We start from the raw sequence: 16,922 nt of genomic DNA, 5'->3' as shown, positions 1-16,922 counted from the left end.
TTGGGGTCGGGGCTTGCGCCCCGACCTCGCCTCAGAGCTCGTACCGCCCCGTCAGGTAGTAGCTGCGTCCCGGGAAGTTCCAGCTCGCGCCCATGGCACCCGGCGTCTGCTGGAAGGTGCGACGAACCGTCACGTTGTTCAGGTTGGTCACGCTGAGCGACAGCCCGAACTTCTCCGTGAAGTTGTACGACACGCCGCCATCCCACTGCCCGAAGGCCTCCTGGTACTGCGGCAGGCCCCACCAGGTGTCCTGCGCGCCAGCGCGCGCCGGATCCGCGCTCGTGCCGTTCTGGCCATTGAAGTCGACGCCGACGTTCCTCAGCACGCGGCTGGTCCAGTTGTAGGCCAGGCGGGCCGAGAAGCCGTAGCGGTCATAACGCAGCGCGAAGTTGGCGGCGTTCTTCACCAGGCCGGGCACCGGCAGCGCGCCGAAGGGCCTGCCGTTGGTGTCGCAGCCGTACACCTTGAGCGCGTCGCTCGTGATCGTGCCGCTGGGCGGGCAGAACTGCACTTGGGCATCGCGGTAGAAGCGCTGGCTGCTGCCGAGGTAGGTGTAGTCCGCCGACACGCCAAAGCCCTTGGCCCAGTCGGGCAGCCGGTCCTTCAGGAAGTCGAAATGGTCCAGATAGGTCTCGGCCTTGAGCTCGATGCCATGCACCCAGGCGCGGGCGGCATTGCGCGGCCCCTTGATCAGGAAGGTCTGCGGGTTGCCGGCCAGGCTGTTGTAGTCGCGCGTGTAGGTCGAGTCGTAGATCACGTCCTTCACGTCCTTGTAGAAGGCCGTGACCGACACCATCTGGCCGCTGCGCGGGTACCACTCCAGCCCCAGGTCGAAGTTGTCGGACGTCAACGGCTTGAGCTTGGCGTTGCCGGTGTTCTCGCCCGTGTAGGTGATGCGGTTGTTGGCCGTGTCGATGTTCTGCTTGAGCGACACCGATTCCTGCAGCTGGTTGAAACCCGGCCGGTACACGCTGCGGGCCGCCGCGATGCGCCCCAGCAGCTTGTTGTCGCCCGTCAGGTTGAACTTCAGGTTCAGCGAGGGCAGCACGTCGACATGATTGGCGTCGACATTCAGGTTCTCGTTGATCGGACCGAAGCGCGGCACGTCGGGCGGCGTGCGGTCGTCGTAGGTCGCGTCGAAGGTCGTGTGCCCGTGCGACGAACGTCCGGTGTAGACCACGCGCAGGCCCAGGTTGCCGTCCACCGGGATCTTCCAGTCATCGAAGCCGAAGCGCAGGCTGCCGTAGACGGCATGGGTGCGCTCGGAGACGTTGCTGGTCATGTTCGGGTTCAGCCCGTAGTACAGCGTCGTGTCGTACTGGTAGTCGCTGGCGTTGCAGGTCGGGACGTTGATCTGGTTCTGCGGGTTCTTCGCGTTCTGCCCCTTCGCCCACGCCTGCGAGTCCAGGCACTGGTTGTATCGGACGTCACCGATCAGCTTGCTGTAGGTGTTGTAGTCCTTGAGGGCGCCATAGGTCGGGAACACCACGCTGGGCGGGCGGTTGCCGCCGAAGGCGGCGTAGTTGAACAGCTCCACCGGCGCGGCCGCCGCGTAGCGCGGATCGCTCAGGTAGGCGAAGTTGCCGCGCGACTTCCAGCTCTGGTCATCGTTGGGGCCGGGCAACTGGCCCGGCGTGCTGGTCTGACGCACCACCCAGGGTTCGGCGATCGACTTCCAGCCGACGCTGGTGGGGTCACCGGCATAGACCGCCACTTCGCGCTTGGAGGTGCGGTAGGTGGTGCGGAAGCCGACTCTCAGGTCGCGCAGGATCGAATCGTCGAACACGTACTTGCCGTCGACCTTCCAGGCATACAGGTCGGCGTCCCCCTTGTAGCGGCCGGGCATGACCGACAGCCAGAAGTAGTTGCCCGGATCGGCGAGGAAATTGCGCGACCGCTCGTCGAAGCCGATCTGCACCGGCTTGCTGCCGGAGGTGGTGATGTCCATGCTCGGCACGAAGGTGGCCGTCTGCACTTCCTCGCCGCGGGTGCGGAAGGTGGACTTGACCCACTGCAGGTCGTTCTGCAAGGCGAAGCGGTCGTTGACGGCCCACTGGAAATTCCAGGCCAGTTCGGCGGTGTTGGTGTGGTGCTGGGTGAACGCCCGGCTGGTGCCCATCATGATGCCGCCGTCGGCGAACTGGTTCGCGCCCTTGCCGCCACGGTTGAAGTCCGTGACGTTGCCGTTGGCATCGCGCGGCAGTTGCAACGGATAGCTGTAGTGGCCCGACACCACCACGCCCCGATCGTCGACCACCGGGTTGTCGACCCGCACGTTGTACGGCGACATGTTGAAGTTGCCATCGGCGAAGCTCGGGTAGATGTTCGAGCCGGTGTTCTCCTCCCGCGACTTCGACACGAAGGCCGTCAGCGACGACTGCATGTTGTTCTTCTTCCACTGCAGCGCGCCGTAGAAGCCCTTGCGGTCGCTTTCACCGAGGTTCTGCCCCCAGTCCGCCGCGCCGGGCACCCACACCGTCCGGCCGGGCACGACGTCGCTGCGCGGGTAGTAGGGCTGGACCTCGAGCTTCTGCTGCTCATAGGTCGAGTGGTTCATCGCCAGGTCGACCAGCGCACCCCAGCGGCCCGACTCGGCCTCCCACCTCGTCGAATAGAGCCCCGAGAGCGTCGGCGAGGCCTTCTTCGTCCGCTGCTCGTAGTTGCTGCCGAAGGAGACGACGCGCTTGGTGCCCTCGTAGTCGAACGGCAGCGCCGTGCGCAGGTCCACCTGGCCGCTGACGCCGCCTTCGATCTTTTCCGCCGAGGGGTTCTTGTAGACGTCCACGCCGGCCATCAGCTCAGAGGGCACGGCGCTCCAGCTCAGGTCGCGCCCCGGCCAGCCGGCCGAGAACACCTCACGGCCGTTGAGCGTGGACGAGCCCCACGAGAGCCCGCGCACGTTGATGCGGTCGTCGCTCCCTTCGGAGAAGTGCTTGGGGTCGTTGTTGGTCGAGCGCAGACGCTCGACGGTCACGCCGACGATGCGCTGCAGCACCTCGGTGATGGACTTGTCAGGCAGCTTGCCCGCCTCCTCCGCCACGACGGAGTCGACGATCTCCTCGGAGTTCTGCTTGATCTTCTGCGCCGACTGCAAGGCGGCGCGCTGGCCCTTGACGACCACGGTGCCGAGCGCGGCCGGCGCCTCGGGCTCCTTGGGGGGCGGCGTGGTCTGGGCAAATGCGGTGCTGCCAGCGGTCAGCAACAGCATCTGGACCATGCCGCGATGGACGGCGGTGGTGCGGAACTGTCTCATCGTTTTTCTTTCTGATTCGGTTGTGCGGCGCCTGGCGATCACTGGAAGGTGATCGGGCCGAAGACGGTGACGTCGGTGCTGAGCGTGTAGCCCGGGTCGGTTGGCGCGGGCAGCGTGCCGTCCGCGTTCGGCGTCGGTCGGCTCAGGTTGATGCTCGGACCGAACTGCAGGGCGCGCACGCCGAAGCTGCGGATCTGCGCCAGCCCGGCTTCCGCCGTCTGCGCGATGTCGGTGCCGCAGGTTTCCGTCACGGAGAAGTTCTTCAGCGGGAGGAAGTAGGCGGTGGGCGCGGCGGACGTCGGCTGCACGTTGACCGAGGCGGTGATGTAGCACTCGTCGCCGTTGGCCTTCTTCTGCAGGTTGTTCGTCTGGATGCGGACCGCCACGGCGCCGCCGCCATCGAACAGCGTCTGGTTCAGGCCGAGCGTCACGAACAGCGACTCCTCGGTCTTGAGGTCGAAGGGCAGGCGATCGCCGCTCGAGGTCTTGGGCGCGCCGATCTCGTAGTTGTAGTAGGCCCACCATCCGGCGGTGGAGCCGTCCCAGCCGCTGCCCGCCTTCTGCTTGATGTCGAACCCGAAGGTCGACGAGAAGGAAGTCACCGTCAGGTTGCAGAAGGACGGGTCCGCGCCGCCGCACCAACCGGAGATGGGTACGCCGGCGCCGGTGTTGATGTCGCCGAACTCCAGCGTGCGATTGGTCGTCGGGTTGAATCCGCTCGCGAAGAAGTGCGGATCGACGACCACGCCGAGGTTCTCCGTGGCGCCGCTGGTGCTGGACAGGGTCAGCGTGCAGGTGCCCTTGGCCAGGATCTGCAGGTCGCTGCCGGCCACCGCGCAGACGGCGGGCGCGGTGCTCGCATAGCTCAAGGCGCTGCCGTCCGCGTCGGTGGTGGCCAGCGCGACGATCTGCGTCTTGCCCTGGCTCTGCACGACGGCCGGCGGCAGCGGCGACACGGCGATCACCGTCGTGCCGGTCAGGGCCTCGTGGGTGGCGTCGGCGGGTGCGGTCACCGTCAACTGGCACAGCCCGTCGCCGAGTGCCGTCAAGCTCGTGCCGCTGACGGTGCAGATCGAGGGCGTGGTGCTCTGGTAGGTCGCCGCCAGCCCCGCGTCCGTCTTGCCCGACAAGGTCACCGTCGCCGTCGTGGCGCGCCGCATCACCGCGACCGGCACGACCGGCGTCTGCGCGCGTCCCAGCACCTTGAACAGCTGCCCGACCTCGTCCGCCGCGGCCCATTGCTTGCCGTTGGCGCCGGCGCCGCCGGCCTGGCTGGCGATGACGCTGCATTCGCCCTTGGCCACCAGCGTGAGCTGGTCGCCGGAGACGGTGCAGATATCGGGCGTGCCCGACCTGAAGGCCACGGGGAGGCCTGAATCGGCGGTGGCCTTCAGCGTCACCGGCCCGGCAAGCAGCGTCGCGCCGCCGGGGTAATTGAAGCTGATGGCCTGGAACGCGCCGGAGTTGCCTCCGCCCTCGCCGCCCCCGCCGCCGCAGGCCACCACCAGGGCGCTCGCCGCGAGCACGGACAGCTTGGCCCGATGTCTCAACACCTTCTTCGTCACGTTGTGTCTCCTTTTTTTGTAGGTGGCCGGAGCGCTGCCCAAGCCTCATCAACGGCTGCTCTTCTGGTTAGACCAGAATTGCTGGATTGACCGCTAAATCATATGTTTGGCCTGACCAAATTAAGCTAGGGCAAACGCCCGGTCTGACCAACTTCCAGCAGCGACCCTGGGTTCTTTTGATGCGAAGCCGCCCCGACCGGATCGCCATGGTCGGCGGTGGTCGCGCCAGACGCTTCACGACCTCGTCACATCGTCATCACGACGGCGCCACTGGCGCTCAGGCGCTGTGGGCGCGTCCAGACGATGGCGAGCTCCCCATTGGGGTATGCACTGGTAAGACCAAATTCCGGTTCTGGCAAAGTGGATATACCAATTGAGCAAGACCCCGGGATGCCCCGTGGGACAGCCCCACGCATGCCCCTCCTCCGAACCATGACCTCCTGGCGCTCGCTGTTCGCCACCGCCCTAGCGATGCTGGCCTTGAGCGGCCAGGCCGAGTCCTACCGCTGGGACAGCCTGGCCATCGGGGGCGGTGGCTACGTCGCCGCCCTCGTGACGAGCAAGACCGAGCGTGGCCTGATCTACGCCCGCACCGACGTGGGCGGCGCCTACCGCTGGGAGGCCGCCAAGCGTCGCTGGGTGTCGCTGATGGATGGGGTGTCCGAGGCCGACGTCGGCTGGTTGAGCGTGGACGCGCTCGCGCTCGATCCCCAGCACGGCGATGTCCTGTACCTGCTGGCCGGCGTGCCGTATTTCAGCGAGGGCAGAACCGTCGTGATGCGCTCCACCGACCGCGGCGCCACCTTCAGCCGCATCACCGACGTGAGCCACCTGCTGCGCGCCAACGGCAACGGCATGGGCCGGGGCAATGGCGAGCGACTGCAGGTGGACCCGGGCGACAGCAAGGTGCTGTACCTCGGCTCGCGCGCCAACGGCCTGTTCAAGAGCACCGACGCCGGCGTCAGCTTCTCACGCGTCGAGGCGCTCCCCGTCACCACGACACCCAACGAGACCGGTCTCAGCTTCGTGCTGATCGACCCCACCAGCGTGGCCCGGGGCGTGGCGCAGCGCCTGTTCGTCGGCGTCTCGCGCTTCGGCTCGGTGGGCCCCAACCTCTATCGCAGCGACGACGCCGGCGCCACCTTCCAGCCGGTGCCCGGCGCCCCGTCCGGCCACATGCCGCAGCGGGCGGCGCTCGCGGCCGACGGGCAGCTCTACATCACCTTTGGCAACGGCGCCGGCCCGCATGGCGACTGGAAGCAACTGACGCCGCCCGAGCCCCAGACCAGCGGCCAGGTGTGGAAGTACGACGTCGCCAGCGGCCGCTGGACCAACGTCACGCCGGGGGGCTTGGACAAGCCCTTCTCCGGCGTGTCGGTGGATCCCGGCAATCCGAAGCGGGTGGTCGTCTCCACCATCAACACCTGGATGCCGCAGGGCGGCAGGAACGGCGGCGACCGGTTCTTCCTCACCACCGACGGGGGCGGCCACTGGACCGACGTGGTGGCGCGCGGCTTCGCCATGGACACCCGCGGCGTCAGCTGGGTCGCCGGTTATGCCATCCACTGGGCCGGCGCCATCGAGTTCGACACGGCCGATCCGCGCGCCGTGTGGGTGACCTCGGGCAACGGCGTCTTCCGCACCGACGACATCGACGCCACGCCGGCCACATGGCGCTTCATGGTCGACGGTCTCGAGGAAACGGTGCCCAACGTGGCCATCAGCGTTCCGGGCGGCCCGCTGCTGTCGGCGATCGCCGATTTCGACGGCTTCCGCCATCAGCGGCTCGATGCCTACGCGCCCATCCACGAGCCGCGCATCGGCTCCACCTCGGGCCTGGCCGTGGCGGGCAGCCGCACGGCGGTCGTCGTGCGGGTGGGCGAAAAGAAGATGTACCGCTCCACCGACACCGGCCGCACCTGGGTCGAGGTGGCCGGCATGCAGGGCAGTTCCGGGACGGTGGCGCTGTCCGCGGATGGCGCCAGCCTGCTGCACAGCTTCCGCGCCGGCGATGGCCGCCCCACCACCGTGCGTTCCGCCGATTTCAGCCAGGCCCAGCCGACCTGGGTGCCGGTGCGTGGCCTCGAGGGCGCTTCGGTGCGGCCGGTGGGCGACCCGGTGAACCCCGCCAGGTTCTATGCCTATGACGCTGGCACGGTGCGGGTCAGCACCGACGGCGGGGCCAGCTTCGTGACCACCGCCCGGCTGCCGGCCGGCGGCTCGCCGCTGGTGCGCGTGGCGCCGGGACGCGAGGGCGACGTGTGGGTACCGCTGAAGGACGGCGGCCTGGCGCGCTCCACCGATGCCGGCCGCAGCTTCAAGACGCTCGCCGCCATCGACCGCTGCGGCGCCGTGGGCTTCGGGAAGGCCATGGCGGGTGCGTCCTATCCCACCGTCTTCATCTGGGGCGCCCCCAAGGGCGAGCCGCTGGGCGTCTATCGCTCCACCGATGCCGGCGCCACCTGGCTGCGCATCAACGACGACGCCCACCAGTTCGGTGGCCCCGGCAACGGCCAGTTCGTGACGGGCGACATGAACGTCGAAGGCGTGGTCTACATGAGCACGGTCGGCCGGGGCATCGTCTATGGCGTGCCCGCCGACGGCCGCGACGCCCGCTCCCCGCCCTGACCGACCGACGCCGATCCTCACCGCTCGTCGAGCCCCGCCAGCGCTGTGTTCCAGCGTTGCCCGTCATCTCTCACCTTCACCACGCCCCGATGCAAGCACCCAAGAAGACCCTTGGCGCGGACTGGACACGCCGCTCGTTCCTCCAGGCCTCGGCCGCCGCCGGTGCGCTGGCGGCACCGCATGTCCATGCCGCCCCGGCCGCTCCTGCCGCGCCTGCGGCGTTCGCGCCGACCTGGGACTCGCTGGTCGGCGGCTACCGCGCGCCGGACTGGTTCCGCGACGCCAAGTTCGGCATCTGGGCCCACTGGAGCGCGCAGTGCGTGCCCGAGGTGGGCGACTGGTACGCGCGCAGCATGTACCTGCAGGGCCATGGCCACTACGACCATCACGTGAAGACCTATGGCCATCCGTCCAAGGTCGGCTTCATGGAGATCCAGAACCGCTGGAAGGCCGAGCACTGGCAGCCGGAGGAGCTGATGGACCTGTACGTGAAGGCGGGCGCGAAGTACTTCGTGGCGCTCGCCAACCACCACGACAACTTCGATGCCTACGACTCGAAGTACCACGGCTGGAACAGCGTGCGCGTCGGCCCCCGGCGCGACATCGTCGGCATCTGGGCCAAGGCGGCCCGCCGGCGGGGCCTGCGCTTCGGCGTCAGCAACCATTCGGCGCACGCCTGGCACTGGCTGCAGCCGGCCTACGGCTATGACGCCGAAGGCCCGCTGGCCGGCCAGCGCTACGACGCCTTCCGCCTCAGGAAGGCCGACGGCAAGGGCCAGTGGTGGGAAGGCCTGGACCCGCAGGAGCTGTACACCGGCCCCAACATGGTGATTCCCGACGGCATCACCAGCATCAAGGCGGCCCAGGACTGGCACGAGGCCAACGACCGCATCTGGAACGAGGATCCGCCCGCCGGGAACCCCGCATTCACCCGCCAGTGGTTCCTGCGCTGCCGCGACCTGGTCGACAGCTACCGCCCCGACCTGCTGTACTTCGACAACTACGGCCTGCCGCTGGGGCAGGCCGGGCTGGACATCACGGCCCACTTCTACAACGCCAGCATGGCCTGGCACGGCGGCAGGCTCGAGGCCGTGGTCAACGCCAAGTTCCTGCCGCCCGAGCGCCGTGCCGGTCTGGTGGAGGACACCGAACGCGGGTTCCGGGAGGGCATCGAGCCCCTGCCGTGGCAGACCGACACCTGCATCGGCGAATGGCACTACAACCGCTGGATCTACGAGGGCCACCAGTACAAGCCGGCCGCCGCGGTCATCCACCGGCTGTGCGACATCGTCGCCAAGAACGGCAACCTGCTGCTGTCGGTGCCGCTGCGCGGCGACGGCACGCTCGATGCCGACGAGCGCAAGATCCTGGCCGACCTCGCCGAATGGATGGGGCGCAACGCCGAGGCCATCCACGGCACGCGCCCGTGGCGCCGCTACGGCGAAGGCCCCACCCGCGTCCGCGCCGATGCCGAGGAAGGCCAGCCCATGGCCTTCGGCGCGCAGGACATCCGCTACACGACCAAGGACGGCGCGCTGTACGCCATCGCCCTGGGCTGGCCGGAGAGCGGCGTGCTGCGCCTCACGGCCCTGGCCCAGGATTCGGCGCTGGCGCCCGGGGCGATCGAGCGCGTCGAGGCGCTGGGCGCCGCGCAGCCGCTGAGCTTCTCGCGCACGGCCAAGGCGCTGGAGGTGCGCGTGCCGGAGGGCCTGGCCGGCTCGGCAGCCATCGCGCTGAAGATCCAGGGCCAGGGGCTGGTTTGATCACGCTTGGAGTCCTCACATGCACGCAGGCAAGACCGGCGCCGCGTTGACGCGCCGATCCCTTCTCCAGGCCACGGCCGCGGCCGGCGCGCTGGCGTCGGCGCGGGTCCATGCCGCTGCGCCTGCCTTCACGCCGGACTGGGAGTCGCTCATCGGCGGCTACCGCGCGCCGGACTGGTTCCGCGATGCCAAGTTCGGCATCTGGGCCCACTGGACCGCGCAGTGCGTGCCCGAGGCGGGCGACTGGTACGCCCGCAACATGTACCTCCAGGGCCATGCCCAGTACGCGCATCACCTGAAGACCTATGGTCATCCGACCCAGGTCGGCTTCATGGAGATGAACCATCGCTGGCGGGCCGAGAACTGGGATCCCGGCGCCCTGCTGGACCTGTACGTCCGGGCCGGCGCGAAGTACTTCGTGGCCCTGGCCAACCACCACGACAACTTCGACAACTACGAGTCGAAATACCACGGCTGGAACAGCACGCGCATCGGCCCCAGACGGGACCTGGTCGGCCTGTGGGCCGAGGCGGCCCGCCGGCGCGGCCTGCGCTTCGGCGTCAGCAACCACTCGGGCAACGCCTGGCACTGGTTCCAGACCGCCTACGGCTATGACGCGCAAGGACCGCTGGCCGGCCAGCGCTACGACGCCTTCCGCCTCACCGTGGCCGACGGCAAGGGCACGTGGTGGGAGGGACTGGATCCGCAGGACCTGTACACCGGCCGCAACATGGTCATCCCCGATGGGTTCACCGACGCCAAGGCGGCGGCCGAGTGGCATGCCGCCAACGACGGCGTGTGGCACGTGCCGCCACCGGCGCACAACCCGGCCTTCACGCGGCGCTGGTTCCTGCGCTGCCGCGACCTCATCGACCGCTACCGGCCGGACCTGCTGTACTTCGACAACGACGGCCTTCCGCTGGGCCAGGCGGGGATGGACATCGCCGCCCACTTCTACAACGCCAGCCGGGCCTGGCATGGCGGCCGGCTGGAAGCGGTGCTGAACACCAAGGGCCTGCAGGGAGATCGCCGCCTCGCCGTGGTGGAGGACGTCGAACGCGGCTCGCGCGACGACATCCAGCCCCACCCCTGGCAGACCGACACCTGCATCGGCGACTGGCACTACAGCCGCAGCGTCTTCGAGAACCACCAGTACAAGTCGGCCGCCACGGTGCTGCACATCCTGTGCGACGTCGTGTCCAAGAACGGCAATCTGCTGCTGTCGGTGCCGCTCAAGGCGGACGGCACGATCGACTCGGACGAGCGCCAGACGCTGGAGGGCCTTGCCGCCTGGATGGCGCGCCACGGCGAGGCCATCCACGGCACGCGGCCCTGGCGACGCTTCGGCGAGGGCCCGACGGTCGTGAAGGGCGGCGCGATGAGCGAGCAGCCGGCGACGCCTTTCACCGCGCAGGACATCCGCTTCACCACCCGGGGCGACGCGCTCCATGCCATCGGGCTGGGCTGGCCGCAGGACGGCGTGATGCGCGTCCAATCGCTGGCCCAGGACTCGGCCTTCGCGCCCGGCAGCATCGACCGCGTCGAGGTGGTAGGCGCCGCGGGCAGCCTGCCCTTCAAGCGCACCCGCCAGGGGCTGGAGGTGCGTGTGCCGGAGGGATTGGCCGGCTCGCCGGCCATTGCGCTGAAGGTGTTCGGTCGCGGTCTGGCCTGAGTTCCGCCGCGACATCCAACCAGCCACAGGGGCTCTCGCCGAGCCGCTCACCATGCAAGCTCTCAAGAAGACCCTCATTGCCTGCGCGCTGTCGCTGGCGTCCCTGACCTCCGCGTGCGCCCAGAGCGCCGAGGGCCATCCCGACTGGCCAGGCCCCGGCCAGCTCTTCGCCGGCGTGAACTACCAGCCGGTGGACCGCACGCTCGAGCAAGTCAGGCGCGATGTCGCGCTGATGAAGCAGTCCGGCTTCAAGGTCGTCCGCATGGGCGACCTGTCCTGGGACTATTTCGAGCCCACCGATGGCAAGTTCGACTTCAGGCATTTCGATGCCGTCATGGACATCGTGAATGCCGCCGGCATCAAGGTCATCCTCGACATTCCCGGCCTGCCGGCGCCGATGTGGCTGCATCACAAATATCCCGGCGTGGACATCACCAACCAGGCCGGCACCCGCCTCGCCCCCGCCGAGCGCTACATGGACAACATCGGCGACCCGGACTACCGGCGCCTGGCCATCCGCATGGCCGACACGCTGACCAAGCGCTACGCCAGGCACCCGGCCCTGCTCGCGGTGGGTTACGACAACGAGATCGGCAACGGCTTCATGTCGTATTCCGAAGCCGACCGCCAGCGCTTTGTCGCATGGCTCAAGCAGCGCTACGGCAGCCTCGAGGCGCTGAACAAGGCCTGGGCCACGCAGCGCTGGTCGCGCCGCATCGGCCAGTGGGACGAGGTGCGCCTGCCCTATGCCGACGGCCCCGGTCCGGCCGAGCGCTACCTGGACCTGCGGCGCTTCTGGTCCGACCTGACCCTCGCGACGCTCGACGACCTCGAGGCAGTACGCCGGAAAAACCTGCCCGACAAGCCGGTGCTGTCCAACTATTGGGACTGGTCGGGCCGCAAGGGATTCGATTTCCTGGGCAGCTACCGCCGGCACACCACCTATGGCGCGATGGGCTTCTATGCCGGCGACGCGATCAATGGCGGTTGGGAGGCCACGATGATCAAGGGCGGCATGAGCACGCCGACCTGGTTCAACGAGTTCGCCGCCGGCGGCGGCGGCTCCTACGGCAGCAAGGGCTGGTCGCGCATGTGGGCCCACTTCGTGCTGCTGATGGGCGGCCAGGCCGCGCTGGCCTGGACCTTCAACAGCCACCTCGGCGGCGAGGAGCAGGCGCTGATGGGCCTGATCGACCATGACGACCGGCCCTCCTGGAAGCTCGCCGAATGGGCGGCCATCGCCGCGGACTACGCCAAGCTGGAGAAGCTCGGCTTCCCGCGCCGCGTCGAGCCGCAGGTGGCCATCGCCTACTCGTTCGAGAACGTCCACGCCACCAGCCCGAACGGCCCGTCCAACACGGTGCGCCAGTACATCAAGACGCCCTACCTGAAGCAGGCGCAGGGCGCCTTCGAGCCGCTGCTCAAGGACAACGTCGACGTCGCCATCATCAAGCTGTCCTACGAGGACCTGAGCCGCTACCGCCTGATCATCCTGCCCGGCATGTACCTGCTGGACCAGGCCTCGACCGAGGCGGTGCGCCAGTTCGTGGCCGGTGGCGGCACGGTGGTGATGACGGCCCAGTCCGCCAAGGTCGGCGACAACAACCAGTGGCACAGCACGCCGCTGCCGGGCCAGCTGACCGATGTCTTCGGCCTGCGCACCAACGAGTTCTACGACGCGGCCGGCACCCTGACGCTCGGCGGCGAGGAGATCAAGGGCACGGTCGAGCATTACGAGGTGCTGGAGCCCTCCAGCGCGCAGGTGCTGGCGCGCTTCACCAACCTGGAAGGCACGCCGCCCGCCATCACCGTCAACCGCTTCGGCAAGGGCAGTGCGTACTACGTCGCCACGCCGGCGCAGCCGCAGATCATGCGGCCGCTGCTGCGGCAGCTCCGGGCCGAGCTCGGCATCGCGGCCGGCCCCAAGACGCCGGACGGCGTCTTCGCCCGTGCGGTCGACGGCCGCGTGCTCTACGTCAACACCAACAACGCGCCGGTCGACGTGGCCATCGACGGCGCGATGCACGGCGTGCTCAGCGGCAAGCGCTTCGACGGCACGCTGCGGCTGGAGGCGCGCGGCGCGGACCTGCTGGAGCGGTGAGCGCGGGACGGAACGGCCGGACGGGAACCCGGCTTGTTTACTAAACGTCGCGAAATTGGGGGCGATTCCCTCCGGCGAGATTGACCGTGGCGAGGCGCGCCCCCTATAACGGCGCGCAAACCCTCCGGGGCGTCGGCGTTGCGCCGGCGATCCCCACGGACCTTTCCTCACCATGCCCAACGCCCGCGACCTTCCCGCCCTCCCCGACTTCAGGTCTCCGACCGTGCTGCTCGCGCATGCCCGCCGCACCATGGACTTCTATCACCCGCGCTGCATCGACCCCAGCGGCGGGATGTACCACTTCTTCAAGGACGACGGCACCGTCTACGACGCGCATCAGCGCCATCTGGTCAGCAGCACCCGCTTCGTCTTCACCTACGCGATGGCCTACCGCCACTTCGGCGATCCGGCTCATCTGGAAGGCCTGCGCCATGCGCTGCGTTTCCTGCGCGAGGCGCACCGGGACACGGCGCAGGAGGGCTACCACTGGCTGCTGGACTGCCGCGCCGACCGGCGCGAGGTGCTCGACGGCACGCGCCACGCCTACGGGCATGCGTTCGTGCTGCTGGCCTACGCCCATGCCGTGATGGCCGGCCTGGACGAAGCCCGCCCCTGGCTGGCGGAGACCTTCGAGCTGATGGAGCGCCGCTTCTGGGACGCGGCCGCCGGCCTGTATGCGGACGAGGCCAGCGCGGACTGGTCGGCGCTGTCGCCGTACCGCGGCCAGAACGCCAACATGCATGCCTGCGAGGCCCTGCTGGCCGCCTTCGACGCGACCGGCGAGCGCCGCTACCTCGAGCGCGCCCACCAGCTGGCCTACAACATCACCCAGCGCCAGGCCCAGCGCTGCGGCGGCCTGATCTGGGAGCACTACGACACGCAGTGGCAACCGGACTGGCAATACAACATCGACAACCCGGCTCATCTGTTTCGCCCCTGGGGCTACCAGCCCGGCCACCTCACCGAGTGGGCCAAGCTGCTGCTGCAGCTGCAAGCGCGCGGTGACGCGCTGGAGGCGGACCTGAGCTGGGCGCTGCCCACCGCCGAACGCCTGTTCAAGGTCGCGATGGACAAGGGCTGGGACCGCGCGCAGGGCGGCCTGCATTACTCGCTGGCGCCCGACCTGAGCGTCTGCGACGCGGACAAGTATTTCTGGGTGCAGGCCGAGAGCGCCGCCGCCGCGGCGCTGCTGGCGGTCCGCACCGAGGGCGACGCGACCTTCTACTGGGACTGGTACCAGCGGCTCTGGGCCTACAGCTGGACCCATTTCGTCGACCACGCGCACGGCGCCTGGTACCGCATCCTGGACCGCGAGAACCGCAAGCTCAGCGATGAGAAGAGCCCCGCGGGCAAGGTCGACTACCACACGATGGGCGCCTGCTACGACATCGTCCGGGCCATGGGAGCAGCCGCTCATGCATGACGCGCCGTCGATGCTCTGCGCCGGCGAGGCGCTGACCGACCTGCTGCACCAGGGCGAGGACCGCTGGGTCAGCCGCGTCGGAGGCTCGGTGTGGAACGTGGCGCGCGCGCTGGCGGCGCTGGGCGAGCCCACCGCCTTTGCCGGCGCCGTCAGCCGCGACCACTTCGGCGACGCGCTGTGGCGGGCCAGCGAAGCCGCCGGCCTGGACCTGCGCCTGATGCAGCGTGTCGATCGCGCGCCCTTGCTCGCGGTCGTCGAGCGGGGCGAGCCGCCGTCCTACTTCTTCATCGGCAACGACAGCGCCGACCTGCACTTCGACGAGCAGGCGCTGCCCGCCGGCTGGTCGCAGGGGCTGCGTTGGGCGCATTTCGGCGGCATCAGCCTGGCGCGCCAGCCGCTGGCCGAGCGGTTGGTGGCGCTGGCCGAGCGCCTGAAGCGCCAGGGCGTGGCGATCAGCTACGACCCCAACTACCGCACGCTGATGGACGCCTCCTACGCACCGACGCTGCGGCGCATGGCCGCGCTGGCCGATCTGGTGAAGGTGTCCGACGAGGACCTGCTGGGGCTGTTCCCCGGCGTGGCGCCGGACGAATCCCTGCGTCAGCTGCGCGCGATGAACCCGTCGGCGCTGTGCCTGTTCACCCGGGGCGGCGCCGGCGCGAGCCTGCTGCGTGGTGAACAGCGCTGCGACGCGCAGGCGCCCCGGGTCGACGTGGTCGACACCGTCGGCGCCGGCGATGCGAGCGTGGCCGGGCTGCTGCACAGCCTCGCCAGCCATCCCGACCGGGCCTTGCCGGATCACCTGCACGCGGCCCTGGCGGCCGGCTCGGCCGCCTGCCAGCACGCCGGCGCCACGCCGCCCAGTCGGGAGGCCGTCGATCGTCTGTACGAGCAGCTGCGCGCCGGGGCGGCGCTCGCGTGACGCGGCGCCCGCCATCGCGCCATGAACCGCCATGAACCCAGGGGCCGCGGCAAGGCTGCAGTTATGCTGCGCGCCCATGAGCTCGACGCGCGACAAATCCGCTCCCCTCGACCAGTCCCGCCTCGCCCACACGCTGGGCTACGCCATCGCGCGCGCGGCGGTCACCACCAACCAGCTGTTCGCTCAGGGTGTTGGTGATCCGCTGGGACTCAGGCCGGTGGAGTTCACGCTGCTGCAGCTGATCTTCTCCAATCCCGCCACCACGCAGAAGCGGCTGTGCGACCTGCTGCGCGTGCCGGCGCCGCAGATGACGCTGATCCTGGACCGGTTGCAGGAACGCGGCTGGCTCGTGCGCGAGCGCGATGCCAACGACCGCCGCGCGCTGCACCTGCGGCTCACGCCCGCGGGCACCCGGCTGGCCGAGAAGAGCCTCGCGGCGCTGCAGGACTCCGAGCAGGCGCTCGAGCAGGTGCTGACCAGCGGCGAGCGCCTGCTGCTGCAGGAACTGCTCGCCAAGGTCGCCCGCTGAGGCGGCCGAGGCAGCCGAGACGGCAGCTCGGGCGCGCTCGGGCGCCCTCGCCTTCGCCGCGCTTTCGTGCTCGCCTGTGCTCGCCTGCGAGGGCCTTCGCTCGTCGCCCGCTGGCGCGCTCAGGCCAGCGCCTGTTTCAAGGCCTGCGCCATCTGCGCGAGCGCCAGGCGCGCGGCCGGCACGGCGCCGGCCATGCTGATGACACCATGCGCCAGGCCGTGGTACTCGACGACGGTGACGGCATTGCCGGCCGCGCTGAGCGCCTCGCCGTAGGCCATGGCCTCGTCGCGCAGCGCGTCATGGGCCGCGAGCACCAGCAGCGTGGGCGGCAGGCCGGCCAGGCTGGGCGCCAGCAGCGGCGCGCCGCGCCAGTCGGGCGCCTTCGCCGTGGGGCCGAAGTAATGACGGCTGAAGTAGTCCATCGTCCGGCGCGTCAACGTCGGCCCCGCGGCATGCCGCTCGCGGGACGGATAGGCGCCGTCGTGGCCGCCGGCGGCCGGCGGATAGACCAGCAGCTGGAACGCGATCGCCGGTCCGCCCGCATCGCGCGCCATCAGCGCCGTGGTCGCCGCCAGCGCGGCACCGGCGCTGTCGCCGGCCACCGCCAGCCGGGCCGGGTCGCCGCCGAAACCGCGAATCGCCTCGGCGACCCAGCCGAGCGCGGCGAAGCAGTCCTCGACGGCCGCGGGATACGGATGCTCCGGCGCGAGGCGATAGGCGGCGGAGACGACCATGACGCCGCTGTCCGCGCAGAGCTGGCGGCACACCGCGTCATAGGCGTCGAGGTCGCCCAGCACGAAACCACCGCCGTGGAAGTACAGCGTCACCGGCAAGGCACCGGCAGCGCCGCGCGGCTGGTAGACGCGGACCCGCAGGGCCTGGCCGCCGAAGCGGGCCTCGTGCGGCGTCACCTCCACGTCGGCGGGCGGCACGGTGGCGGCCGTGCAGATCTGCCGGTACAGGCTGCGGCAGGCGTCGGGCGGCAGGTCGCAGAGATCGGGCGCACCGGCCGCCTGGGCGAGCACGTGTTTCAGATGCAGGTCGAGCATGGGGTCTCCTTCAAGAC

General features: G+C 69.6%; 10 protein-coding genes. 7 read left to right on the top strand and 3 right to left on the bottom strand.

Going from position 1 to position 16,922, the window contains the following annotated elements; all coding sequences use genetic code 11:
• Positions 1-31 precede the first annotated feature (31 nt).
• Together BM393_RS09845 and BM393_RS25685 are read right to left on the bottom strand one after the other, a co-directional pair.
• Entirely contained in the window at positions 32-3,253 is a 3,222-nt protein-coding gene (locus tag BM393_RS09845; protein WP_175538267.1) for a TonB-dependent receptor, read from the bottom strand.
• 38 nt (positions 3,254-3,291) lie between these two features.
• On the bottom strand, positions 3,292-4,818 hold the full coding sequence (locus BM393_RS25685) for a hypothetical protein (RefSeq protein WP_175538266.1): 1,527 nt from the start codon (positions 4,816-4,818) through the stop codon (positions 3,292-3,294).
• 432 nt (positions 4,819-5,250) lie between these two features.
• Here BM393_RS25685 and BM393_RS09840 point away from each other — a divergent pair, with 432 nt between their 5' ends.
• The 7 genes from BM393_RS09840 (at position 5,251) to BM393_RS09810 (ending at position 15,856) form a co-directional block, all read left to right on the top strand.
• Positions 5,251-7,446, top strand: coding sequence for a xyloglucanase (locus BM393_RS09840; RefSeq protein WP_091724594.1), 2,196 nt, complete (start codon positions 5,251-5,253; stop codon positions 7,444-7,446).
• Between the two features lie 89 nt (positions 7,447-7,535).
• Positions 7,536-9,209: an alpha-L-fucosidase gene (locus BM393_RS09835; RefSeq protein WP_091724593.1), complete on the top strand. Its 1,674-nt coding sequence runs from the start codon at positions 7,536-7,538 to the stop codon at positions 9,207-9,209.
• A gap of 19 nt (positions 9,210-9,228) precedes the next feature.
• Positions 9,229-10,881 carry an alpha-L-fucosidase gene (locus BM393_RS09830; RefSeq protein ID WP_091724592.1) on the top strand — a complete coding sequence of 551 codons (1,653 nt, stop codon included), beginning with the start codon at positions 9,229-9,231 and terminating at the stop codon, positions 10,879-10,881.
• A 52-nt stretch (positions 10,882-10,933) separates the two neighbouring features.
• A complete protein-coding gene (locus BM393_RS09825; protein WP_091724591.1) occupies positions 10,934-12,982 on the top strand; it encodes a beta-galactosidase in 2,049 nt (682 codons plus the stop codon).
• Between the two features lie 172 nt (positions 12,983-13,154).
• Positions 13,155-14,405: an AGE family epimerase/isomerase gene (locus tag BM393_RS09820; RefSeq protein ID WP_091724590.1), complete on the top strand. Its 1,251-nt coding sequence runs from the start codon at positions 13,155-13,157 to the stop codon at positions 14,403-14,405.
• A complete protein-coding gene (locus tag BM393_RS09815) occupies positions 14,398-15,327 on the top strand; it encodes a carbohydrate kinase (RefSeq protein ID WP_091724589.1) in 930 nt (309 codons plus the stop codon). The genes BM393_RS09820 and BM393_RS09815 overlap by 8 nt, the downstream gene beginning before the upstream one ends.
• 76 nt (positions 15,328-15,403) lie before the next feature.
• Complete coding sequence (locus BM393_RS09810; protein ID WP_175538265.1) at positions 15,404-15,856, top strand: MarR family winged helix-turn-helix transcriptional regulator; 453 nt, start codon at positions 15,404-15,406, stop codon at positions 15,854-15,856.
• Between the two features lie 119 nt (positions 15,857-15,975).
• On the opposite strand, the gene BM393_RS09805 is transcribed toward BM393_RS09810, so the two are convergent.
• Positions 15,976-16,905: an alpha/beta hydrolase gene (locus BM393_RS09805; protein ID WP_091724587.1), complete on the bottom strand. Its 930-nt coding sequence runs from the start codon at positions 16,903-16,905 to the stop codon at positions 15,976-15,978.
• Positions 16,906-16,922 lie beyond the last annotated feature (17 nt).

This window comes from Mitsuaria sp. PDC51 (assembly GCF_900113225.1).
GTDB lineage: Bacteria > Pseudomonadota > Gammaproteobacteria > Burkholderiales > Burkholderiaceae_C > Roseateles.
The sequence above is the reverse complement of the archived record's forward strand: the minus strand, read 5'-3'. Positions and strand labels throughout refer to the sequence as shown.